The sequence below is a fragment of the Rhizobium sp. BK176 genome, assembly GCF_024808055.1.
In genome coordinates, this window is record NZ_JANUBV010000006.1 from 253,753 (window position 1) to 275,537 (window position 21,785).

The window sequence follows — 21,785 nt, forward strand, 5'->3', positions numbered from 1 at the left end:
GGGAGATAGGTATTGACGTTGGAAATACAAATGCAGGCGGAACCTCCGCCTGCATGACGCGCGGTTTCCCGCCAAATCAGGCCTTCAGGGCAGCTGCTTCAGACGCAAGCTTGGTGATGCCGACCCAATCGCCAGCGGCTACCAGTTCCTTCGGCGCAACCCAGGAGCCACCGACGCAGATGACGTTCGGCAGAGACAGGTAATCCCTTGCATTCTTCAACGAGATACCGCCGGTCGGGCAGAAGACGGTGCCTGCTAGCGGCGAGGACAGCGCCTTGAGATAAGCAGCGCCGCCAGCCTGTTCTGCCGGGAAGAACTTCAGAACCTGATAGCCTTCCTCGCGCAGCGCCATGACTTCGCTTGCGGTCGCAGCACCCGGCAGCAGCGGAACCGACGACTTGCGCGCAGCGTCGAGCAATTCCTGTGTTGCACCCGGGCTGACGACGAACTTGGAGCCAGCGGCAACCGCAGCATCCCAGTGGGCGGCATTGAGGATGGTGCCAGCCCCGACCTCGGCGCCTTCGACCTCGTCGGCAACGGCACGAACAGCATCGAGCGCAGCCGAAGTGCGCATCGTGATCTCGATTGCCTTCAGACCGCCTGCGACAAGAGCGCGCGCGAGCGAAACGGCGGACTTGACGTCATCGACGATCAGGACCGGAACAACAGGCTGGAGTTTCAGGATGGAAAGGAGCTTTTCTGTCTTTTCGCCCATGGCCGCGTGATCCTTTTGAAACGATTGAATTCGGGATCGGAATAACCCCAAGGGTAAGCTTTGTCGAGCCGAAACACATCTTTGGAATACTATGGGTACCCATGGCGGTAAAATTAGGCTAGCGTAACAAAATCGTCACACAAGGTTCACCGGAAATGGCGAAAGAAATCGAGCGGAAGTTTCTGGTGCACGGCGATGCCTGGCGCGCTGGAGCTGAAACAAAATCCGTTTTCAAGCAAGGCTATATTGCCTCGATGGACGACCGCTCGGTACGCGTGCGCGTACTCGACAATGTGAAGGCGAGACTGACCGTAAAGATCGGCCGGAGCACGCTGACCCGCGAGGAATTCGAATACGACATCCCCGTCGCCGACGCCGCGCAACTGCTCGACGAAGCAATCGGGATCATCATCGAGAAAACCCGGTATCGCGTCCCTCATGGCGGTTTCGTTTGGGAGGTTGACGTGTTCGCCGGGCAGTACCGTGGCTTGGTGATCGCCGAAGTGGAGATGCGCTCGGAGAGCGACAATCCTTCGCTGCCTTCATGGGTCGGCCGCGAGGTCACTGGCGATTTCCGTTACTCAAACCAAGCGCTTGCCACCGAATACGAGCACGATCGGCATGCCCTTTCGCATACGGCCTGACCACAGTTTCACGGCGGAGTTCCGGAAGGCCGCTGCAGGCCAGATGTCTCACGCGATCCGTACACTTGAAGAAAGACCGGAGGGTAAGCACGAGGCGATCCATGCCTTTCGCAAAAACCTGAAGCGCGTGCGTTCCCTTTATCGCTTGGTGTCCAGCGAGGTGCCGGAGTTTCGCGAGCGGGAGAACGCCCGGCTTCGCGATCTCGCAATGTCGCTTTCCGCTATCCGGGACGCGACCGCGCTGATCGAGACTGTCAGGTACCTGAAGACAAACGCCCGCAACACAGCAGAGGCGAAGGCGCTTGGCCGCATCGTCGCAGCCCTCGAAAACCGGCGCGACCATATGGCCGAAGCCGAAGCCGACATTGATCAAAAACTCGCCGAGGCACCGGGCGTGCTGAGGGACGCCATCGCAGCTGTTGAAGAGGTCCACTTCAACGGCGGTCCGCGCAGGAATGCACGGCTTGTCGCCAAGGGCTGGCGCGACACAACATCGAAGGCGAGGAAGGCCATCGAGCATTGCCAGGCCGAAGCTTCGGCGGAAACCTTTCACACATTGCGCAAGCGGGCACAGGACTACCGGGCCTACCAACGGCTGCTCCGGCCACTCTGGCCTGCTGCAATGAAGGCGAAATACGAGGTGACGAGCAGCCTGATCGATCTGCTCGGCCATATCCATGACCTCGACGTGCTATGCGCACTGGTGGAGGCGGAACCACAGCACTTTCCGAATGCAGACGACCTCGCACGTCTGCTCGATGCGATCATCTTCCGCCAGCAGGAAGATCGACGTGCGGCACTCGAGCGGGCAGAAGACGTCTTCGGCGATGATCCGCAGGAGGAAGCGGACAGGATCGAACTGCTCTGGCGCGCGCAGGTGAGCTGAATCGCCCCAATTGCGCAAAAACCCGGAAAGCTGTATTTGCAGCCGCATGACAGACACGCTGACACAACCGACGTCTGCGACGAGCCCCTTCCTCGTTGCGGCTCTCTACCATTTCGTTTCGGCCCCGCGCTTCGAAAGCCTGCGCGAGCCGCTGCAGACGCTTTGCGAGGAAAACGGCGTGAAGGGCACGCTGCTTCTGGCGCACGAGGGGATCAACGGCACGATCGCCGGCCCGGATGCGGGCATCAAGACGGTGCTGGCGTTTCTGCGTGCCCAGCCGGAATTCGCCGCGCTCGAGCACAAGGAAAGCCGTGCATCGAAGATGCCCTTCCTGCGCATGAAGGTGAAGCTCAAGAAAGAGATCGTCACCATGGGCGTCGAGAACATCGACCCCAACAAGGTGGTCGGCACCTACGTCACGCCGCAGGACTGGAATGCGCTGATCTCCGATCCTGATACGATCGTCATTGACACCCGCAATGACTACGAAACGGCAATCGGGATCTTCCGCGGAGCCGTCGATCCGAACACGAAGACCTTCCGCGAGTTCCCGGACTGGGTGCGCAACAACAGCGGCCTGCACAACAAGCCGAAGATCGCCATGTACTGCACCGGCGGCATCCGTTGCGAGAAGGCAACCGCTTTCATGAAGGAGCAGGGCTTCGAGGAGGTTTACCACCTCAAGGGTGGCATCCTGAAATACCTCGAGGAGGTCCCGCAGGAAGAGAGCCTCTGGGACGGCGCCTGCTTCGTCTTCGACGAGCGCGTGTCGGTCGAGCACGGCCTGAAGGAAGGCGAGCACAAGCTCTGCCACGCCTGCCGCAATCCGATCACGGCCGAGCAGATTACATCACCGCAATACGAGGAAGGTGTGTCCTGCAGCAACTGCTACCACACGCGCAGCGAGGACGACCGTCTGCGCTATCGCCAGCGGCAGCATCAGATTGCGCTCGCCAAGAAGCGTGGCCAGAAGCACATCGGCAGCTGAAAGCCTGCGTCAGGCGGCGTTGGTGCGGCGGGTCGTAACCTTCGCCGCGCGGATATGCATCAGCCGTTCCGTGATCTGCTCGGCGGGCATCGGTCGACCGAAGAAATAGCCCTGCAGCGTATCGCAGCCGAAGAGCCGCACCGCGATGCCCTGCTCCTCGGTCTCGATACCTTCAGCCGTGACTGGAATGTCGAGCGAGCGGGCAAGCGCCACGGTCGCCTGCAGCATTTCGCGCTGGCTCTCGCTTTCGAGGATGTTCATGACCAGTGAGCGATCGATCTTGATGCGATCGAAGCCGAACTGCCTGAGATAACCGATGGATGAGAAACCCGAGCCGAAATCGTCGAGCGCAACCTTGACCCCCAGCGTCTTCAGCCGCTCGATCGCCTGACGGGTGCGCTGCGGGTTCTGGATCATGTAGCCTTCGGTGACTTCGAGCGTCACGCGTTTGGCCTCGATCTCCGTCTGCTTCAACACGTATCGGACATAGTCGGCAAAAGCCGGGTTTCGGAACTGCCCTGGCGAGACATTGACCGAGATACGCAGTTCCGGCCATTGCTTGGCGGTTTCACAAGCCTTGCGCAAAACAAAAAGACCCAACGCCTCAATCAGCCCGCTGGTTTCCGCAATGGGGATGAAAACTTCAGGCGAGACGGGTCCGTGGCCCGGACGATTCCACCGCACCAACGCCTCGACGCCAGTCATTTCATGCGTCGCGGCGTCGATCAGCGGCTGATAGGCGATCTGCAAGTCGCCGCCTTCGATCGCCATCCGCAAATCGAGTTCCAGAGCGTTGCGCTCCGCGCGGTCCGCATCCATTGCCGGATCGTAAAGCGTCATGCGCGCGCGGCCGGCTTCCTTGGCCTTGTACATGGCAAGGTCGGCACGACGAACCAGTTCCTCGCGGTCGATCGCGCCGCCTTCCGACATGGCGATGCCGATGCTCGCGCCGATGACAACGACACGCCGGCCGATCTCCAGGGGCTCGGCCAGGAAGTCCAGGATCTGCTCGGAAAGCTGCAGAGCAACCGCATGCTCACTTTCGGAGACAAAAGCGATGGCGAACTCGTCGCCACCGATGCGGGCCAGAACAGCGCCCTCCGGGATGAGCACGTTGAGACCGGCGGCAACCGCGCGGATCAGCTGGTCGCCAGTCCCGTGACCATACGCGTCGTTGACTTCCTTGAAGCCGTCGAGATCGAGGTAAAGGATGAGCACATTGCGGCGTGTATCGGCTGCTTCTGCGACGAAGGCGTCGATCGCCGTTCCAAGCCCGTCGCGGTTCATCAAACCGCTCAACCTGTCACGATTGGCTTCCTCGCGGGCATTGATTTCCTCCGCCTTGAGGCGTCGCAGCGCCAGCCAGCCGATGATGAGGAGGACGATGAAGAACAGGCCGACGAGCCCGACCGCCTTCACGACCATCGGACGAACCTCGCCATAGCCGATATCGCCGGGCGCTCGCGACACCCAGACCAGCTTGCCGAGAGCAACCGATTGCGCGTCGGTGATCGTCACGGAATAAGGAGTTTCGAATTCCGGAGCGACCAGCTTCAACCCGCCAATAACGTAGGTCGCACCAAGCTCCGTAACCTTGTCGGCGTTGAGATGCCTGGCGAAGATGAGGTAGCGATGCTTTCCCGCCGGAATATCGAGCGAGCCCGATTTCTCGCGCACCAGCGCCACGCCAACGACGGCGATCCCAGCTTTCGTGCTGACAAAGCCTGTAGCCTCGGGATTGTCCTGCGGGGCCGCAACCTTCACCTTGTCGAACAGCGTCCAGAGCGAAGAGGAGAAGAAATCATTCAGCGCGCCGTCCATCGGCTTGCCTTCCTGATAGGCCATGATCGGCTTCTTCTCGTCATCGATCACGATCGCCATGTCGAACAGCGAACTGTTGACCGACATCTCACCATAATTGCTGATCGTCCAAGCCATGCCATCGGCGGCATAGACGTTAACGGCAGCGTCATCCCAGGCTGCGTAGTCGTTGAGCGTCGCGCCCAGCTGCATCTCGAAGGTCTTCAGAGCGCCGGACATCGTTTCCCGTGAGCGCTCGTCGTCCAGCACATTCGAACGGTCCGCGACGCGTTGAAGCGCGCTCAGCACGAGAAGGGTGACGATCGCGACGACTATGGCGAAGGAAAAGAGCACGCCAGCGACGGTCGCATGGCGACCGAAGCTTAAACCTCTTTTGTTTCCCCCGAAAATTACCCGCATTCACTGCTCCCCGATTGAGGAAGTCTGCCAGCCAAGGGCTCAAGAAACGGTTAAAGATCGATGTAACGATTAATCATCCGCCTTCCAGCGTGATGACCACAGAAACGCAGAATATTTTTAAATATTTCAAATACTTGTCTGACGCGATCAGATCTTTGGGATATTGATTGCAGCACAGAATTTTACAAGTGCTGATACGAGGGGACCGCTTATGGTGCTTTCGGCCAAGGCGGCTGCCAGCGCGTCGTCCGATTTTCCGAGCAACGGAAGCCGCAAAAAGGCGCCGTCGACGAGGGCGAACGACATCGTCCTCAGCACTTCGGTCAACTGTTCTAGCGCGAAATCGCCGCGATGCGAGGCATGCGCGATCATCACAGGCTTGAATGGCACTTCGTCACGGGACACGAGCCAATCGAGCGCGTTCTTCAATCCGCCCGGCAGGCCATGGGCATATTCCGGACAGGCGACGATGATGCCGTCGGCCGCCCGGATCTTGGCTGCGAACGTTTCAACGATCGCTGGCGTGCTTTCGCCCTCGCGGTCGGGGCTGAAGATCGGCAGTTCGCCGATCAGATCCGAGATCTCGATCGCGACACCTGCAGGTGCGTTGTCGCGGAGGGCTTCGAGCAGCCGGCGGTTGGTCGAAGCCTTTCGCTGGCTGCCGCAGATCGCATAGAGGACGAGCGGCTTTTCCATGCGCTTGGGTTTAAGCCACGGCGCCGATTCGCGCCATGTGCCCTTAGCTGCTCTTGTGGTTGCCCTTCGGGAACTGCGCGGCAAGCTCGCTGTACCACTTGCCACTCTTTTTCACCGTGCGAACCTGCGTGTCGTAGTCGACATGCACGAGGCCGAACCGCATGCGGTAGCCCTCGGCCCACTCGAAATTGTCCATCAGGCTCCAGGCGAAGTAGCCGCGCATCGGATAGCCGTCCTTGATCAGGTCGGCGACCGTATCGAGGTGCTCGCTGTAATAATCCAGGCGCATCGTATCGTTGACTTCTCCCTGTTCGATGCCGGTATTGTCACAGGCACCGTTCTCGGTGATGTAGCACTCCGGCAGCTCGTAGCGACGATAGAGATCCTCAACGACGTTCTTCAGGCCAGGCGCATAGACTTCCCAGCCGATATCGGTCTTCACGTCGCTGACGCGTGGCGCCTCGACGGTCCAAGGGAAATCGCCGTTCTTCGCAGGATCATCGGCGACACGCAGCGGCGTGTAATAGTTGAGGCCCCACCAGTCGAGCTTCTGGTTGATGATCTTCAGGTCACCCTCTTCCACAACAGGCATGCGGTCGCCGAGCGCTTCCAGGAACTCCTTCGGATACTCGCCCTTGAAGACCGGATCGAAGAAGGCACCGTTGTGGAACTGGTGAGCACGTTCCCCAGCCGCCTGATCGGCCGCGCTGTCGGAGCCCGGCATGACGGACATGGCGTTGAGCACGAGGCCGACAGGCACATTGGGCGCTTCCGCGCGGATCGCCTCGACGCCGAGACCGTGCGCGAGGTTCATGTGGTGCATGGCGTGCAGCGCCGCCTGCATGTAGCGCTCGCCCGGCGCATGAATGCCATAGAGATGGCTGAGCCAAACAATGCACCACGGTTCGTTGAAGGTCGCGACGCTGTCGAGGCGGTCGCCGAGGCGGGCCATCACGGTCTTGGCATAGCGCTGGAACGCATATGCCGTCGACCGCGCCGTCCAGCCGCCGTCACCGGCAAGAAGCAGCGGCAGATCCCAGTGGTAGAGCGTTGCGAAGGTCTTGATGCCCCGCGCCTTGCAGCCATCGACGAGGCGATCGTAGAAATCGAGACCTGCCTCGTTCACCGGGCCGGTGCCGTCAGGGATGATGCGCGGCCAGGCGATCGAGAAGCGGTAGGCTTCGACGCCCATGGACTTGATGAGATCGAGGTCCTGATCGAGCCTGTTATAGTGATCGCAGGCGACATCGCCATTGTCGCGGTTGAAGACGCGACCCGGCATGTTGCAGAAGGCATCCCAGATGGAGGGCTTGCGGCCGTCTGCCTTGGAAGCGCCTTCAATCTGAAACGCTGCCGTCGCAACGCCAAAGGTGAAATCGCCCGGGAAGCGGGCAGCAAGGGTCTTCGGATCGATCATGGAAATCCCGTTCTTCATGGTTTCGAGAGGCGGTTTAGCCAAGCGGACCGGTGTTGTACAGGGTGGAAGTAACAACACTGTAACGTTTCAGGTTAGCCATCCCGAGGGCGCCTTACGCATCAGGCGTTCGTGCCTTGCATTGCCCGCCTTTTCGCGAAACAACCCTCACATGAGCATTCCCACCACACACCCCTTCGCTTTCGACCCCACCTACGGCATGACCCTTGCCGACCTCCGAGCGATCGTACCGCCAGAGGCGCCGCCGGGCTTCGACGCCTTCTGGCGGGACCGATACGAAAAGGCGATCGCCACCGACCCACAGCCGGTGCTTCGGAAAAGCAAGCTGACCCATCCCGACTGGCAGGTCCTCGACATCACCTACACTTCGACCGGTGGATTCGGGATCGGCGGTTGGCTGCTCCTGCCGCGGCGGCGGCCGGTGCGCCGCGGGCTTGTCGTCGGCCACGGCTATGGCGGTCGCGACGCGCCCGACTTCGACCTGCCGGTCGAGGAAGCTGCAATCCTTTTCCCCTGCGCCCGCGGCCTGTCGCTCAGCGCTCGGCCACCGATTCCGGCTGATGCGTCGGGCCACGTCCTGCAGGGCATCGCGCGTCCGGACACCTACATTATCGGTGGCTGCATCGACGATCTCTGGCTTGCCGTCTCAACGCTTCTGGCACTTTATCCATGGCTCTCCGGCCACATCGGCTATAGCGGCGTCAGCTTCGGCGGCGGCATCGGCGCGCTGGCGATCCCGTTCGATCCGCGCATCGATCGCGGCCACCTCGTCGTCCCGACCTTCGGCGACCGGGAACAATGGTTGACACTGCCGACCGTCGGCAGCGCCGATTCCGTGCAGACGTACCAGAAGGCACACGGAAGCGTGCTCGACACCCTCCGCATGTTCGACGCCGCCAGTGCTGCAAGCCGGATCAAGGTGCCGATGCTCGCAGCCGTCGCCCTCTTCGACCCAGCCGTGGCACCGCCCTGCCAGTTCGCGGTGGCCAACGCCCTGCCGACATCAAAATATAATGAAACCTTCATATTGGATGCGGGACACTTCGATTATCCCGGAAGCATTGAGCAGAGCGCGATCCTGCGCGAGAAAGTGCGAGATTTCTTCAAGGTGTTATGAACCGGGAGTATCTGCGCTGGCATAGTCCGCGCCTGCATCGCGAGATGGAGTTGCTGGTGTTCGGCCATGCCGGCGCCAAGGTGTTGATGTTTCCGACCCGCGAGGGGCGTTTCTGGGAGTACGAAAGGCTCGGCGTTATAGAGAGCCTTGCCGAAAAGCTGCACGCCGGCCAACTGCAGCTCTACTGCATCGAGGGGCTCGCCGCCGAGACCTTCTACGGCTTCGACCGTCATCCGGCCGACCGCATCCGCCGCCACACGGCCTTCGAAGATTATATCCTGAACGAAGTCCTGCCGCTGATGGCATCGAAGAACGGACATGAGTGCACCATCGTACATGGCTGTAGCCTCGGCGCCTTCCAGGCCGCCAGCCTGGTCTTCCGGCATCCGCACCTGTTCCGCAAGCTGGTTGCCTTCTCCGGCCGCTATGACCTGACGATCAGGGTCGAATCCTTCGGCGATCTGTTCGACGGCTATTACGACGACGCCGTCTATTTCCATACGCCGACGCACTTCCTGCCGGGACTGCATAGCGGCTGGCAGCTGGAAAAACTGCGCGAGGTCGAGATCGTCCTGACCATCGGCGACGCCGACCCGTTCCTCGACAACAACTACCACCTCAGCCGCCTGCTGGCGGAAAAGCAGGTCGGCCACCAGCTGCATGTCTGGAACGGCCGCGCGCATCGCGCAGGCGCCTGGCGCAAGATGGCCGGCCTCTACATCTGATCCGGCAGCCATCTGCCTAGACAAGAACCTCTTCTCCCAGCGGAAGCTGTATCAGTCGCGATATGCCGATATTCTCCAGAAACACCTCATCGTGACTGACGACCAGCAGCGCACCGTCATAGGCCTGAAGGCCAGCCTCGACGGCCGCTATGGAATCGATATCCAGATGGTTGGTCGGCTCGTCCAAAATCAGCAGCGGCGGCGGCTTCGCACCGCCGAGGACGCAGGCAAGCCCAGCGCGCAGCAACTGCCCTCCAGACAGCGTCGACACCTGCTGCAGGGCGGCATCTGCCCGGAACATGAAACGCGCCAGCGCCGCGCGGCAGGCATTTTCGTTGGCGCCGGGATTGAGATTGCGGAAATTCTCGCGGATCGATAGCGATCGATCGAGGAGACTGACGCTCTGATCGAACAGCGAAAAGCCCGTCATGACGGCGACCGTTCCGGACCACGGCTGCAACGCGCCTGTTATCAGGGCCAGCAGGGTCGTCTTGCCGGAGCCGTTCGGTCCGGCGATAGCGACACGATCGGGGCCGGTGATTGTAAGGGAGAGGTTTCGGATGATTGGCGCCTCCGACCGATAGCCGGCGGTGACGCCTTCCAGTCTGAGAACATCCCTGCCGGGCGGCAGTCCCGTTGAGGCGAGCTGAGCCGAGAAAGGCTGCAGGATCTCGATCCGCTTCCTCGCCGCCGAGGCCTCTTCCATCGCCTCCTCGCGACGTTTCTCGCCAAGGCGAACCTTGTTGCCGCTGGTGTTTTCCGCCGCCCGCTTTAGGCCGCCGGCGACGATGCGCGGCATATCCCCACGTGCCGCCTTCTTGCGGCCGTTACGGTCACTGCGGGCCTGCCGTTCGGCGGCGACCTGGGCGCTGCGGGCCACATCGGCAACGCGCCGCTCGGCGTCCGCGAGATCGTGTTCGGCGGCAGCGAGCTCGAGCGACTTGCGCTCCTGAAAGGCACTCCAGTTTCCACCATATCGCCGGGCGCCAAGCGTGGTGATCTCGACGATCGCATCCATGGTTTCAAGCAGTTCGCGATCATGGCTGACAACGATGGCGCCGGCGCGCCAGCCGGCGAGCAAGGCGATCACGGCTTCCCGCCCATCGCGATCGAGATTGTTGGTCGGCTCGTCGAGCACAAGGAGATCGGGATCCGAGAAGACGAGAGCCGCAAGACCCACGCGCGTCCGCTGCCCGCCCGAAAGCGAGGTCAGCAGCGTTTCCGGTTTCGCGTCCAACCCGACGCGTTCGATCGCCGCGGCAATCCGCGCCTCGATCGTCCAATCGGCATTGGCGAGTTCGTCAGTGGTGGCCTCGCCGGCTTCGGCGCGATGAAGGATAGCGAGCGCATCACTGGCGCCGAAGAGATCGGCGACGGTTGCGCCCTCCTCCACCTGAACCGACTGGCGGAGGATGCCGAGGCGTCCGCCAAAGGCAATGCTGCCCGACTGCGGCTGCAGTTCGCCGGAAACGAGCTTCAGCAGCGTCGTCTTGCCGACACCGTTGCGACCGACGAGGCCGGTTCGTTCAGCGCCGAAGCTCAGATCGAGTTGGGAAAGAAGGGTGCGCCCGTCAGGCGTGGACCACGAAAGATTGGACAGGGTAATGGATGCAGGCATGGATAAAGGACTCCCGAATGGCAAGGCGAACTGGCGTTGCGATCGGGGTGAAATCCATTGCTGCACACATCCTGTTGGTATTGGCGATGACCGCAATCTAGGCGGGCACCACGCCAAAATCAAGGCAGCGGATGACGGAGTCAGATCACGGGAGATCGCAGCGTGCTTTCACGCAAGGAACGATCGACCTGTATACGCGCATCCGGCCGCCGAGAGCCGTGCCAGCATGTCAGCGCGCAATCAAATGCTATCATATTGAAAACGCTGATAACGCTGATGTCAGAAGTCGTGAATTTGCGATCCCTGGAAGCCACGCTAGAGAGCAAGGAGGACATCACCACGAAAGGAACCCGATGCTCTCCTCGATCCACCTGGCGCAGCCATATCTCCTCAGCCTGTTGCGCGTCGTCTCCTCGCTCGTGCTCTTCAGCTACGGCACGCAGAAGATCCTGCATTTTCCGGCCGCGGAACGAGTGCCAGACGTAGGCTCGATGTCCTGGATCGCCGGCCTGCTCGAACTGACGCTCGGCTTCCTCGTATTAACAGGCTTCAAGACACGCGCCGCGGCTTTCGTCCTCTCGGGTCTGATGGCTTTTGCCTATTTCATCGGGCATGCCCCAAAAGGGTTCTACCCAGCGCAGAACGGTGGCGTCGCCGCAATCCTGTTCTGCTTTGTCTTTCTCTATCTGGTTGCGGCCGGCGGTGGCCCCTTCAGCATCGATGCGCTCATCAAGCGCAAGCAGGCAGCGGCCTGATCAATACCCGAGCCGAAGCGGCGCGCTCTGCCGCTTCGGCCCACTATGCCGGAGAACGCTAGGGGTTCTGCTTGGCGTCCCTGAGCTTGACCGCCATCGTCACCGTGCCACGCACAACAATGTCGTTTCGCGAACCGCGATTGAGATCGGCGCTGCTGGTGAGGTTGATGATCTGGCAGCTCTCGGCCAGCGTCTGCAGGATGAGATCGCATTGCCCCCCAGCCATCATGTAGAAGCCCTTTTGCGCGGCCTTGATCTGTTCCCCGGCTTCCTCCCCGGCCTCGACAGGCACGGACAGGGATACCGTCGTCTGCACGTTCACCGTGCCAGGAACACGCTGGCCGGCATAGAAGTTCGGTGTGCGGTTGGGGACTTCCTGCGACAATGCCGGAGACGCAGCGAGCGCGAAGATGCATGTCAGAATTCGGGCAGAGGCTTTCATCGACCGTTTCTCCATCTGATTGCGCTCATTTCTGCCACAGCATTGTTAAACGACAATGAGCGCGGTCCCTAATATTCTAGGAAGCGCGCCCATTGGTTTTATCCGTGATGTAGTGGAGCGAGGATCAGACCTTGACCCAGGCACCGTTCTTCTTCGAGGAGGCCACGCAGGCCTCCACGAAGGCAACGCCCTTCACACCGTCATCGACCGTCGGATAGACCACGGCCTTATCAACCGCCTTGCCCTTCTTGTGGGCGTTGATGGCATGCGCGGCCTCGGTGTAGATCGTCGCGAAGGCTTCGAGGTAGCCTTCCGGATGACCGGACGGGATGCGCGAAACGCGGGCCGCCGCCGGGCCGGAGCCGGCGCCGTTGCGGGTGATCAGGCGCTTCGGTTCGCCGAACGGCGTGAACCAAAGGTAGTTCGGATCGGCCTGAACCCATTCCAGACCGCCCTTGGTGCCGTAAACGCGGACCTTCAGACCATTCTCATGGCCGGGCGCGACCTGGCTGCACCAGAGCATGCCCTTGGCTGGCTTCTCAGAGCCCTTGGCCTTGAAGCGCAGCATGACGTGGGCGTTGTCGTCCAGACGGCGGCCTTCGACGAAGCTGTCGAGATCGGCCGCAAGGCTGTCGAGTTCGAGGCCCGATACGAAGGAGGCAAGGTTATAGGCGTGCGTGCCGATATCGCCGGTCGAACCGCCTGCACCCGACTGGGCCGGGTCGGTACGCCAGACGGCCTGCTTCGCACCGGTCTGCTCGACGGCTTCCGTCAGCCAGTCCTGCGGATACTCGGCCTGCACCAGGCGGATATCGCCGAGTTCGCCGTTTGCGATCATCTCACGGGCCTGACGGACCATCGGATAGCCGGTGTAGTTATGCGTCAGGATGAACAGGGCGCCGCTCTCGTCGGCGACCTTCTTCAGCTTCTTGGCGTCGGCAAGGTTCGACGTCAGCGGCTTGTCGCAGATGACATGGATGCCGCGACGCAGGAATTCCTTGGCGGCGTCATAGTGCACATGGTTCGGCGTGACGATCGAAACCGCTTCGATGCCGTTCTTCAGCTTCGCTTCGCGGATCGCCATCTCGCGGTAGCTGGAATAGGTGCGCGATGGGTCAAGGCCGAGGTCGCGGCCCGATGCCATCGCCTTTTCCGGCGTCGACGACAGCGCGCCGGCGATCAGGTCGTACTGGTCGTCGATGCGGGCAGCGATGCGGTGCACTGCGCCGATGAACGCGCCGGCGCCGCCACCGACCATGCCGAGACGGATGCGCGGTTCGCGCGCCTGTTCTGTAGATGCTTCAATTGCCATTGGTTCCTCCTGGAAATCTTCTGTCTTGTGCCACGATCGCGCTCCTCAAGCCGCCACCTTCTCCCCACCAGCGGGAGAAGGAATACGCCGCACCTCCCAGTCGCTTGCTTGGGCAGATCCCCTCTCCCCGCCGGCGGGGAGAGGGTTAGGGTGACGGGATGCGCGCAATGTTTCGGCGTTGCAGGCGCTCGCGTCTCAGAGCCCGAGCATGCGGCGGTTGGCAGCCTGGTCCGTACCGCCGGCTGCGAAATCGTCGAACGCTTTTTCAGTGACGCGAATGATGTGCGCCTTGACGAACTCGGCACCTTCGCGTGCGCCATCCTCCGGATGCTTCAGCGCGCATTCCCATTCGACCACGGCCCAGCCGTCGAAGTTGTTGGCCGTCATCTTCGAGAAGACAGCACCGAAATCGACCTGACCGTCGCCGAGCGAACGGAAGCGGCCGGCACGCTCGACCCAGCCCTGGTAACCGCCGTAAACGCCCTGGCGACCCGTCGGGTTGAACTCGGCATCCTTGACGTGGAACATCTTGATCCGGTCTTTGTAGATGTCGATGTTGTCGAGGTAGTCGAGGCACTGCAGGATGTAGTGCGACGGATCGTAGAGCATGTTGGCGCGCGGATGGTTCTTCACGCGCTCGAGGAACATCTCGAACGTGATACCGTCATGCAGGTCTTCGCCGGGATGGATTTCGTAGCAGACGTCGACGCCGTTTTCGTCGGCGTGATTGAGGATCGGCGTCCAGCGCTTTGCAAGCTCGTCGAAGGCGGTTTCGACGAGGCCGGCCGGGCGCTGCGGCCACGGATAGATGAACGGCCAGGCAAGCGCGCCGGAGAAGGTCGCATGCGCCTTGATGCCGAGGTGCTTCGACGCCGTCAGCGCCATCTTCACCTGCTCGACTGCCCATTCCTGGCGGGCCTTCGGATTGCCGCGCACTTCAGGTGCCGCAAAGCCGTCGAAGGCTTCGTCATAGGCCGGATGCACGGCGACGAGCTGGCCCTGAAGATGGGTGGAGAGTTCCGTCACTTCGACGCCGTTCTGGCGGGCAACGCCAGCGAACTCGTCGCAATAATCCTTCGAGGAAGCCGCCTTCTTGAGGTCGATGAGCTGGCTGGCCCAGGTCGGAACCTGCACACCCTTGTAGCCGATATCGGCTGCCCATTTGGTGATCGAATCCCAAGAGTTGAAAGGCGCGGCATCGCCCGCGAATTGTCCAAGGAACAGGCCTGGGCCCTTGATCGTTTTCATGTCAATTCCTCCCTAAAAGATGACCGTAAACGTTTCTGGCAGTGTTCTACCACGCGATTTGAAGTCTGCAAGCCGATTTAGGCGAAACTGCAAATTTGCCCCGCGGGGCGGAAATCGAAAGCGGCCGACTTAACCACGGCCTGCCCCGGGCTGCAAGATGTACGTACCGCATTTCCCGTTCGACGGGTGACCACTGGCGCATCTCGTCTCTGCCCCCGCGACCGCGGCGGTAGACATCGCGTCGTCTCGTGCTACTGTCTTCAGACCAGGAGGTTGGCGCATGACCCGGCGTCTGGCAGCAATCTTGGATGCGGATGTTGTCGGCTTCTCCCGGCTGATGGGCCTTGACGAAAGCGGTACGTTCGCGACGCTGAAAGCGCACAATAGCGAAATCATCGTCCCCGGCATCGGCAGGCATCACGGACGCGTTGTCAAATTTGTTGGCGATGAAGCGCTCGCCGAATTCGCAAGCGTGGTCGATGCCGTCGGCTGCGCCATGGAGATCCAGAAAGCACTGCTTCAACGCAACGAGGCACTCGAACCGGATCGGCGCATGCTGTGGCGGATCGGCATCCACGTTGACGATGTACTGGTTGAGGAAGAGGACATCTTCGGTGATGGCGTGAACGTCGCCGCAAGCCTGCAGGCGCTGGCGCCGCCGGGCGGTATCTGCGTGTCCCAGCAGGTCAACGACCAGATCCGGTCGAAGCTTGACTTCCGGGCAATCGATTTCGGCAATCGCAAACTTAAGAACGTCGATCGACCAATCCGGGTCTGGCGATGGACGGCGGACAGCGAGCAGCTTCCATCGGCTGCCGCATCGAAGCACAAGGGAACGAGGCCTCTGCGCAATCGGCCCTCGATTGCGGTTCTGCCGTTCAGCAACATGTCGAGCATCGAGGAACAGGAACATTTCTCGGACGGCTTCACCGACGAGTTGATCGCCACGCTGGCGCGCTGTCGCTGGCTGCTGGTGGCAGCCCGCAACTCCTCGTTCAGCTACAAGGGCCGCAAGCCCAATGCGCAACAGGTGGCGGAGGACCTTGGCGTCAAGTACGTGCTGGAGGGGAGCGTGCGCCGCGCGGCAGATCGCGTTCGCATTACCGCGCAATTGCTGAACGGCACGGATGGCAGCCTGCTCTGGGCGGAACGCTACGACCGGACGTTGGCCGACATCTTCGAGGTTCAGGACCAGCTGGCATCGGAAATCACCGGAACGATTGAGCCGGAACTCGGTTCCATCGAATTCGCCGCCCTTCGGGGCCGCACCGTGTTGGACATGGATGCCTGGGAAATCTACCTGAAGGGCCTCTGGCATCTCTATCGGTTCACGCTCGACGAATTGAAGACTGCCAAGGCGCTGTTCGAGCAGGCAATCGATATTGATCCGACCTTCGCGCAGGCGCAGGCGCGACTGGCTTATGTTCACATTCAACTCGGCTGGTATGGCCCACTTGATGAACGCGCCGAGCGGATTTGTGATGCGATCGACCTTGCCGAACGCGCCATCATATCCGATCAGAGAGAGCCTGCCGCGCACCTCGCCTTGGGCAGGGCCCTGGCACTTGATGGTGCGACGGAGGCCGGACTTGCGCATCTGCGCAACGCGTTGCAGTTGGACCAAAGTTTTGCGCAGGCCCACTTCGCGCTTGGACAGGTCCTCTGCTACGTCGAACGGCCCACCGAAGGCATAGAGGAGATCAAGGAAGCATTCCGGCTCAGTCCTCGCGATCCGCATCTGTGGACTTTCCATAACGTTCTCGCGCTCGCGAACTATCAATTGGGCAACATGGCGGAAGCGGCCAAGGCAGCGCGTGCATCACTCCGCTCCCCGAACGCAACCTTCTGGCCGGCGATTTTTCTGGCCGCTGCCCTCGGAAGGCAAGGCGAAATGAACGAAGCGCGAGAGGCAATCTCCAGGCTTCATCGCTTCCGGCCGGGTATGACGTGCCGTTACGCCCGCCGAGAATTCTATTTCGGCGACAATCCAGTCATGACCGAAGCTTTCATCGACCGCTGCATCACGGACCTCGCCAAGGCCGGACTGCCGGACTAAAAAGCGACGTTGTCAAAAAAAGACGCCCGTCCTTTCGAACGGGCGCCGCATTGGATTTTCAGATCAGAACGGAGAATCCGGGAAGTAGAAGTCCTTCGCATTGTCCTTCGTGACAAGCGTCGCGTCGAGGACGAAGGTGCCGCGAACCGGAACCTGGCCGTAGAGACCAGCAGCCGTCAGCTCCATGGCCGTGCCAACCATTGCCGGCGGATAAAGAACGTCGACCGGGATCAGCTTGTCGCCGTCCATGACCTTCTTGACCATGTCCTTGGAGCCGGCGCCGGCGACAACATACTTGATGTCGGTACGCTTGGCCTGCTCGATCGCCTGCAGCACGCCGACAGCCATGTCGTCATCCTGGCACCAGACCACGTCGATCTTCGGGTACTTCGTCAGATAGTCCTGCATGACCTTGAAGGCATCGTCGCGGTTCCAGTTACCGTACTGGCGGTCGAGAACCTTGACCTTGGAGCCGGCAATGCCCTTGTCGAAGCCGTCCTGGCGCTGCTGATCGATCGGGATCGGCAGGCCGCGAATGACGACGACTTCGGCGTCCGGCGTCTGCGCAGCGATGTACTTGCCAGCGACTTCACCGAGCGCCGGGTTGTTGCCAGCGACATAAAGGTCACGGACGGTGTCATCGTTGGTCGAGGGCGCACGGTCGACGAGCGCGACGTACTTGCCCTTGCCCTTGACTTCCTTGATGGCGTTGACGAGCGGATCCGGATCCGACGGCAGGATGACGAGGGCGTCGATGCCCTGTGTATCAAGGTCCTGCACAGCGTTCGCCTGGCTGGCGGCATCCGGCGAAGTCTTGACGATGACGTTCAGGCCCGGATGCTGTTCCATCAATTTCTTGGCGATGCGTTCGGCGTGGAACACGACGCCCGAGGTCCAACCATGGTCGGCTGCCGGAATCGAGACGCCGATGGTGAACTTCTTGTCCTGTGCGTATGCGGTACCCGCCAGCGTGACGGCCGCAACCGCAAGACCCAACATGAGTTTGCGCATTCTATTTCCTCCCAATAAACGTCAGGGACTTTTCCTACCCGTCAACCGGACGCCCTGTGATCCCGGCCAATTCCTGGAGCCAGTCCGCTTACGATTTGCGGACCAGCGAGCGCTGCACCAGCATGGCGATGATGATGATCGCACCCTGGATTGCACCGATGAGATATTCGCTGATGAAGTTCGACAGCAGCATGATGTTGCCGACGAGCTCGAGAATGAAAGCGCCGCAGATGGTGCCCCAGACGCGACCGGCGCCACCCTTGAGTGCCGTCCCACCGACGACGACGGCGGTAATCGCCTGCAGCTCCCAGAGGATACCCGTCGTTGCCGAGGTCGAGCCGAGGCGCGGCACATAAAGCAGCACGGCGATGGCGACGCAGAGCCCCTGGATGACGAAGGCGATGGTGCGCACACGATTGACGGCGATGCCGGAATAGCGCGCCACGTCACTGTTGGAACCGACCGCGACGACATGGCGTCCATAGCGTGTGCGGTAGAGAATGAAGGCTGCCACCGCAGTGACCGCAAGGATGACAACGATCGGCACCGGCACGCCGAGAATGCTGCCGAAATAGGCCGGACGGTAAAGCGTCTGGATATCGGCCGAGCGCAGCGTGATCGCGCCGCCCTGGCTGAGCCATGTTGTTAGGCCACGATAGATGCCCATCGTGCCGAGCGTGGCGATGAACGGCTCAATCCTGCCGACCGTAGTGATCAGGCCGTTGGCCAGTCCACAGAGCGCACCGGCGACGAGCGTGAAGACGACCGCAGCCGCCAGCATCAGCGTCGGATCGGCAATCACGCCGGAATTCATCAAAAGGATCATCAGGCTGGCAACAAAGGCCACCATCGACCCGACGGACAGATCAAGATCGCCTGCGGAGATCACGAATGTGGCGCCGACGGCGATGATCGCGATGAAGGCGCAGCGGGTCGCGACATTGGCAAGGTTGGTGATGCCGATGAAGTTCGGATTGACCAGCGCCCCGACGATCAAGAGCAATATCAGGGCTGCAAAAGGTGCAACGGCCCTGAGATCGATATCCCGCCAGGGGCGACGCCGGATTTCCCTGGTCTCCTCGTTCACGCTCATTTCCAAACCAACCTCCCGCCCCAAATTCGATGGGCATCATATTTTCGCAGCGCGCTTGACGCAGCCGCCTCCCGCCAATGTCAGGCGGCTTTTCTCTTCAATCCGGCGGCGTAACGCATGATCTCCTGCTCCGAGATCTCGTCACCCTCGAGCACGCCAACGATCCGTCCCTCGCGCATCACGGCGACGCGCGTGCAGAGGCCGATCACTTCAGGCATTTCCGAGGAAACGACAATGATGGATCGACCGTCGCGCGCCAATGCCGAGATGAAATGATAGATCTGCTGCTTGGTGCCGACATCGATGCCGCGTGTCGGCTCGTCGATGATGATGATCTCGGGCTCGGTCTCCATGACCTTGGCCAGCAACAGCTTCTGCTGATTGCCGCCTGACATGCGGCCGGCAACGATGTTGGTGTCGCGAACGCGGATATCGAAGCGCCGCCGCGCCTTGGCAAGCGCCTTCGCCTCGCTGCTCGGGCTGAGATAGCCGTGCCGCGAATGCTGGCCGAGCGACTGCAGAGTCAGATTGGTCATCATGCCGGAACGCAGGAGCAAACCCTTCGACTTGCGATCCTTCGTCATGTAGGCAAGCCCGGCGCGGTTGGCTGCATGCACATCGCCCGAAAACACGGATTCACCGCGAATGACGACCTCGCCGGACGCACGCGCCCGCAACCCGGCGATTGCTTCCATCAGCTCCGTGCGACCAGAACCGATCATGCCGGAGAAGCCGATGATCTCGCCCTTGCGAACCTCGAAGCTCGCATCCTGCACATAGCCGGTTGAAACACCTTCGACCCGGAGGACGACGTCCTCGTCGACATTGGGTTCCACTTTGGTGGGATAAAGGCTCGACAGTTCACGCCCGACCATCAGCTGCGCAATGGATTCGCCGTCGAGCATCGCCGTCGGCGCCGTCTTGACCCACTGGCCATCGCGCAGCACGGTCACCCGGTCGGTGATCTCCATCACCTCGTCGAGCTTATGCGACACGAAGATAAAGCTTGTTCCCTTGTCGCGTAGCTTGCGCACCTGCCGGAACAGGAAATTCGTCTCCTCGCGCGACAGCACAGCGGTTGGCTCGTCCATGATGACGACGCGGGCATCGCGGCTGATTGCCTTGGCGATTTCCACCATCTGCTTGTCGGCGATCGACAATGTGCTGATGATGGCATTCTCGTCGACGTGGGAGCCGAGGAGATCAAGCGCCTTGCGGGTCTCGGCGCGCATGTACCTGCGATCGAGCACGCCGAACCGCGTGACTTCGCGACCGAGGAAAAGGCTCTCCGTGACCGTCAGATGTTCGGCGAGATTGAATTCCTGATGGATGAGAACGATGCCGAGCGCTTCGGCCGCGCCGTTGGCCGGCAACACGACCGGCTTGCCATCCAGCAGGATCTCGCCCGAACTCGGCTGCTCAAAACCGGACATGACCTTGACCAAGGTCGACTTGCCCGCGCCATTTTCACCCATGAGGGCGTGGATCTCACCGGCACGGAGATCGAAATTGACGCTGAAGAGGACTTGCACGCCGCTGAACGACTTGCAGATGCGCCGCGCGGACAACACCACGGGCGCGGCGTCGGCAGAATCCACACTCATTGACTGACTTCCTCCCTGCGGCTCCCATCCGCTTGAAGCCATATGTAAACCTTTACACGACGCATGTAAAGGTTTACATCACTGTTACACACAGATCTGCAGGTCCTGGCATTTGACCTCCCGGCAAGTCTGTGTAGTGTCGCGGCGAAGGCATCCAAGGCAGGACGCAGTGTCGAATTCCACGCCCGCAACCATAGAAGACGTCGCTCGGATCGCCGAGGTTTCGATCGCGACGGTATCGCGGGCGATCCACACGCCGGAAAAGGTCGCCAACTCGACGCGACTGAAGGTCAATCAGGCGATCGCCATCACCGGCTATACGACGAACGCCATGGCCCGCAGCCTGCGCCTCGGCCGATCGAACATGATACTAGTGGTTGCCCCTGATATCGGCGACCCGAACTTCTCCAACATTCTCGTCGGTCTTGAGAACGAAGCGCGTGCCCATGGCTACGGCATCCTGATCGGCCATACGCAGAACGATGCACAGCGTGGCCTCGAATATCTGAAGTTTCTGAATTCCAACCAGGCCGCCGGGCTGATCCTCTTCACCGGCATTTTGCCCTTCGGCCATCAGACGATGACCGCGCGCCTGCCGCCGAGCGTCGGGGTGTTCGAGCCGGTTTTCAACGGCGGCATCCCTTATGTCGGCGTCGATGACGTCGAGGGCGCCAGAAAGGCGGTCGACCTGCTGCTGGCCGAGGGCCATCGCAAGATCGCCTTCATCGGCGATTCGCGGACGCGCCTTGCTTACAGCCGCCGGCGCCAGGGCTACGATGCGGGGCTAGATGCAGCGGGCGTTGCACCGGACGTGCGTATCGTTCTCGAAGGCGACGGAACGCTGGAAAGCGGCCGTCACGCCGTCGAGCAACTGTTCATGCGCGACACCCTGCCGACCGCTTTCATGTGCGTCAACGACCAGACGGCGATCGGCGTTATGATCGGCCTTGGCGCCCGCGGCTACGACATCCCGACCGACTTCTCGGTAACCGGCTTTGACGACGTGCCACAGGCCGTCTTCATGTCGCCGCCGCTGACAACGATCCGCCAACCACGGACTTTGATCGGCAAGCAGGCCATGGCGCTGCTATTGGAGTTCCTCTCTGACGGCCAGCCGGCGGAAACCGAGATCCTGCTGCGTCCAGATCTTGTCGTGCGCAATTCAGTTGGCGCGCCGTCGCGCCGATGGACGAAACGCTGAGCGGGAGCCGATCGCAGGG

The 21,785-nt window shown here is 61.3% G+C and carries 19 protein-coding genes; 8 read left to right on the forward strand and 11 right to left on the reverse strand.

What is annotated here, in order from left to right; genetic code table 11:
• Positions 1–76: 76 nt before the first annotated feature.
• On the reverse strand, positions 77–715 hold the full coding sequence (locus FHT76_RS20300) for a 2-dehydro-3-deoxy-phosphogluconate aldolase (RefSeq protein WP_183862365.1): 639 nt from the start codon (positions 713–715) through the stop codon (positions 77–79).
• Between the two features lie 155 nt (positions 716–870).
• Between FHT76_RS20300 and FHT76_RS20305 the strand changes: the two genes are divergently transcribed.
• From FHT76_RS20305 to FHT76_RS20315, 3 genes are read left to right on the forward strand one after another with little or no spacing between them, the layout of a single operon-like run.
• Complete coding sequence (locus FHT76_RS20305) at positions 871–1,359, forward strand: CYTH domain-containing protein (RefSeq protein ID WP_183862367.1); 489 nt, start codon at positions 871–873, stop codon at positions 1,357–1,359.
• A complete protein-coding gene (locus FHT76_RS20310; RefSeq protein ID WP_183862369.1) occupies positions 1,337–2,245 on the forward strand; it encodes a CHAD domain-containing protein in 909 nt (302 codons plus the stop codon). Before FHT76_RS20305 ends, FHT76_RS20310 begins: the two co-directional genes overlap by 23 nt.
• Positions 2,246–2,291: 46 nt before the next feature.
• A complete protein-coding gene (locus FHT76_RS20315) occupies positions 2,292–3,233 on the forward strand; it encodes a rhodanese-related sulfurtransferase (protein WP_183862372.1) in 942 nt (313 codons plus the stop codon).
• Between the two features lie 9 nt (positions 3,234–3,242).
• On the opposite strand, the gene FHT76_RS20320 is transcribed toward FHT76_RS20315, so the two are convergent.
• From FHT76_RS20320 to FHT76_RS20330, 3 genes are all read right to left on the reverse strand, one after another.
• The gene (locus FHT76_RS20320; RefSeq protein ID WP_183862374.1) at positions 3,243–5,453 is read right to left on the reverse strand and encodes an EAL domain-containing protein; all 2,211 of its coding nucleotides are present in this window, start codon (positions 5,451–5,453) and stop codon (positions 3,243–3,245) included.
• Between the two features lie 147 nt (positions 5,454–5,600).
• Positions 5,601–6,149, reverse strand: a complete 549-nt coding sequence (locus FHT76_RS20325; protein WP_183862376.1) for an NADPH-dependent FMN reductase — start codon at positions 6,147–6,149, stop codon at positions 5,601–5,603.
• Positions 6,150–6,192: 43 nt separating this feature from the next.
• The gene (locus tag FHT76_RS20330; protein ID WP_183862378.1) at positions 6,193–7,566 is read right to left on the reverse strand and encodes a GH1 family beta-glucosidase; all 1,374 of its coding nucleotides are present in this window, start codon (positions 7,564–7,566) and stop codon (positions 6,193–6,195) included.
• A 169-nt stretch (positions 7,567–7,735) separates the two neighbouring features.
• On the opposite strand from FHT76_RS20330, the gene FHT76_RS20335 reads away from it, so the two are divergent.
• Complete coding sequence (locus FHT76_RS20335; RefSeq protein WP_183862380.1) at positions 7,736–8,701, forward strand: acetylxylan esterase; 966 nt, start codon at positions 7,736–7,738, stop codon at positions 8,699–8,701.
• Positions 8,698–9,426, forward strand: a complete 729-nt coding sequence (locus FHT76_RS20340; RefSeq protein WP_183862382.1) for an esterase family protein — start codon at positions 8,698–8,700, stop codon at positions 9,424–9,426. Before FHT76_RS20335 ends, FHT76_RS20340 begins: the two co-directional genes overlap by 4 nt.
• 16 nt (positions 9,427–9,442) lie before the next feature.
• Here the strand turns inward: FHT76_RS20340 and FHT76_RS20345 are convergent, their stop codons facing one another.
• The gene (locus tag FHT76_RS20345) at positions 9,443–11,044 is read right to left on the reverse strand and encodes an ABC-F family ATP-binding cassette domain-containing protein (RefSeq protein ID WP_183862384.1); all 1,602 of its coding nucleotides are present in this window, start codon (positions 11,042–11,044) and stop codon (positions 9,443–9,445) included.
• Positions 11,045–11,397: 353 nt separating this feature from the next.
• Between FHT76_RS20345 and FHT76_RS20350 the strand changes: the two genes are divergently transcribed.
• Complete coding sequence (locus FHT76_RS20350; RefSeq protein ID WP_183755875.1) at positions 11,398–11,799, forward strand: DoxX family protein; 402 nt, start codon at positions 11,398–11,400, stop codon at positions 11,797–11,799.
• Positions 11,800–11,857: 58 nt separating this feature from the next.
• Here FHT76_RS20350 and FHT76_RS20355 read toward each other — a convergent pair whose 3' ends face one another.
• The 3 genes from FHT76_RS20355 to FHT76_RS20365 form a co-directional block, all read right to left on the reverse strand.
• Positions 11,858–12,241 (reverse strand): hypothetical protein, encoded by a 384-nt coding sequence (locus FHT76_RS20355; RefSeq protein ID WP_183755876.1) that lies wholly within the window; start codon positions 12,239–12,241, stop codon positions 11,858–11,860.
• Positions 12,242–12,365: 124 nt separating this feature from the next.
• Entirely contained in the window at positions 12,366–13,553 is a 1,188-nt protein-coding gene (locus tag FHT76_RS20360; RefSeq protein WP_183862387.1) for a Gfo/Idh/MocA family protein, read from the reverse strand.
• A gap of 195 nt (positions 13,554–13,748) precedes the next feature.
• Positions 13,749–14,801, reverse strand: coding sequence for a sugar phosphate isomerase/epimerase (locus tag FHT76_RS20365; protein WP_183862389.1), 1,053 nt, complete (start codon positions 14,799–14,801; stop codon positions 13,749–13,751).
• A 280-nt stretch (positions 14,802–15,081) separates the two neighbouring features.
• On the opposite strand from FHT76_RS20365, the gene FHT76_RS20370 reads away from it, so the two are divergent.
• Positions 15,082–16,857, forward strand: coding sequence for a tetratricopeptide repeat protein (locus tag FHT76_RS20370; protein WP_183862391.1), 1,776 nt, complete (start codon positions 15,082–15,084; stop codon positions 16,855–16,857).
• A gap of 63 nt (positions 16,858–16,920) precedes the next feature.
• Here FHT76_RS20370 and FHT76_RS20375 read toward each other — a convergent pair whose 3' ends face one another.
• The 3 genes from FHT76_RS20375 to FHT76_RS20385 all read right to left on the reverse strand — a co-directional run bounded on the left by FHT76_RS20375 (position 16,921) and on the right by FHT76_RS20385 (position 20,565).
• Positions 16,921–17,868: a substrate-binding domain-containing protein gene (locus tag FHT76_RS20375; protein ID WP_016556996.1), complete on the reverse strand. Its 948-nt coding sequence runs from the start codon at positions 17,866–17,868 to the stop codon at positions 16,921–16,923.
• Between the two features lie 88 nt (positions 17,869–17,956).
• Positions 17,957–18,961 (reverse strand): ABC transporter permease, encoded by a 1,005-nt coding sequence (locus FHT76_RS20380; RefSeq protein WP_016556995.1) that lies wholly within the window; start codon positions 18,959–18,961, stop codon positions 17,957–17,959.
• Positions 18,962–19,041: 80 nt separating this feature from the next.
• Positions 19,042–20,565 (reverse strand): sugar ABC transporter ATP-binding protein, encoded by a 1,524-nt coding sequence (locus FHT76_RS20385; protein WP_183862393.1) that lies wholly within the window; start codon positions 20,563–20,565, stop codon positions 19,042–19,044.
• A 169-nt stretch (positions 20,566–20,734) separates the two neighbouring features.
• Between FHT76_RS20385 and FHT76_RS20390 the strand changes: the two genes are divergently transcribed.
• Positions 20,735–21,766, forward strand: coding sequence for a LacI family DNA-binding transcriptional regulator (locus FHT76_RS20390; RefSeq protein WP_016556993.1), 1,032 nt, complete (start codon positions 20,735–20,737; stop codon positions 21,764–21,766).
• Positions 21,767–21,785: the final 19 nt, after the last annotated feature.

What these genes read in the sequence shown, in the direction of transcription:
- FHT76_RS20300 (WP_183862365.1), bottom strand. Translation starts at nt 715, where the DNA reads ATGGGCGAAAAGACAGAAAAGCTCCTTTCCATCCTGAAACTCCAGCCT.
- FHT76_RS20305 (WP_183862367.1), top strand. Translation starts at nt 871, where the DNA reads ATGGCGAAAGAAATCGAGCGGAAGTTTCTGGTGCACGGCGATGCCTGG.
- FHT76_RS20310 (WP_183862369.1), top strand. Translation starts at nt 1,337, where the DNA reads ATGCCCTTTCGCATACGGCCTGACCACAGTTTCACGGCGGAGTTCCGG.
- FHT76_RS20315 (WP_183862372.1), top strand. Translation starts at nt 2,292, where the DNA reads ATGACAGACACGCTGACACAACCGACGTCTGCGACGAGCCCCTTCCTC.
- FHT76_RS20320 (WP_183862374.1), bottom strand. Translation starts at nt 5,453, where the DNA reads ATGCGGGTAATTTTCGGGGGAAACAAAAGAGGTTTAAGCTTCGGTCGC.
- FHT76_RS20325 (WP_183862376.1), bottom strand. Translation starts at nt 6,149, where the DNA reads ATGGAAAAGCCGCTCGTCCTCTATGCGATCTGCGGCAGCCAGCGAAAG.
- FHT76_RS20330 (WP_183862378.1), bottom strand. Translation starts at nt 7,566, where the DNA reads ATGATCGATCCGAAGACCCTTGCTGCCCGCTTCCCGGGCGATTTCACC.
- FHT76_RS20335 (WP_183862380.1), top strand. Translation starts at nt 7,736, where the DNA reads ATGAGCATTCCCACCACACACCCCTTCGCTTTCGACCCCACCTACGGC.
- FHT76_RS20340 (WP_183862382.1), top strand. Translation starts at nt 8,698, where the DNA reads ATGAACCGGGAGTATCTGCGCTGGCATAGTCCGCGCCTGCATCGCGAG.
- FHT76_RS20345 (WP_183862384.1), bottom strand. Translation starts at nt 11,044, where the DNA reads ATGCCTGCATCCATTACCCTGTCCAATCTTTCGTGGTCCACGCCTGAC.
- FHT76_RS20350 (WP_183755875.1), top strand. Translation starts at nt 11,398, where the DNA reads ATGCTCTCCTCGATCCACCTGGCGCAGCCATATCTCCTCAGCCTGTTG.
- FHT76_RS20355 (WP_183755876.1), bottom strand. Translation starts at nt 12,241, where the DNA reads ATGAAAGCCTCTGCCCGAATTCTGACATGCATCTTCGCGCTCGCTGCG.
- FHT76_RS20360 (WP_183862387.1), bottom strand. Translation starts at nt 13,553, where the DNA reads ATGGCAATTGAAGCATCTACAGAACAGGCGCGCGAACCGCGCATCCGT.
- FHT76_RS20365 (WP_183862389.1), bottom strand. Translation starts at nt 14,801, where the DNA reads ATGAAAACGATCAAGGGCCCAGGCCTGTTCCTTGGACAATTCGCGGGC.
- FHT76_RS20370 (WP_183862391.1), top strand. Translation starts at nt 15,082, where the DNA reads ATGACCCGGCGTCTGGCAGCAATCTTGGATGCGGATGTTGTCGGCTTC.
- FHT76_RS20375 (WP_016556996.1), bottom strand. Translation starts at nt 17,868, where the DNA reads ATGCGCAAACTCATGTTGGGTCTTGCGGTTGCGGCCGTCACGCTGGCG.
- FHT76_RS20380 (WP_016556995.1), bottom strand. Translation starts at nt 18,961, where the DNA reads ATGAGCGTGAACGAGGAGACCAGGGAAATCCGGCGTCGCCCCTGGCGG.
- FHT76_RS20385 (WP_183862393.1), bottom strand. Translation starts at nt 20,565, where the DNA reads ATGAGTGTGGATTCTGCCGACGCCGCGCCCGTGGTGTTGTCCGCGCGG.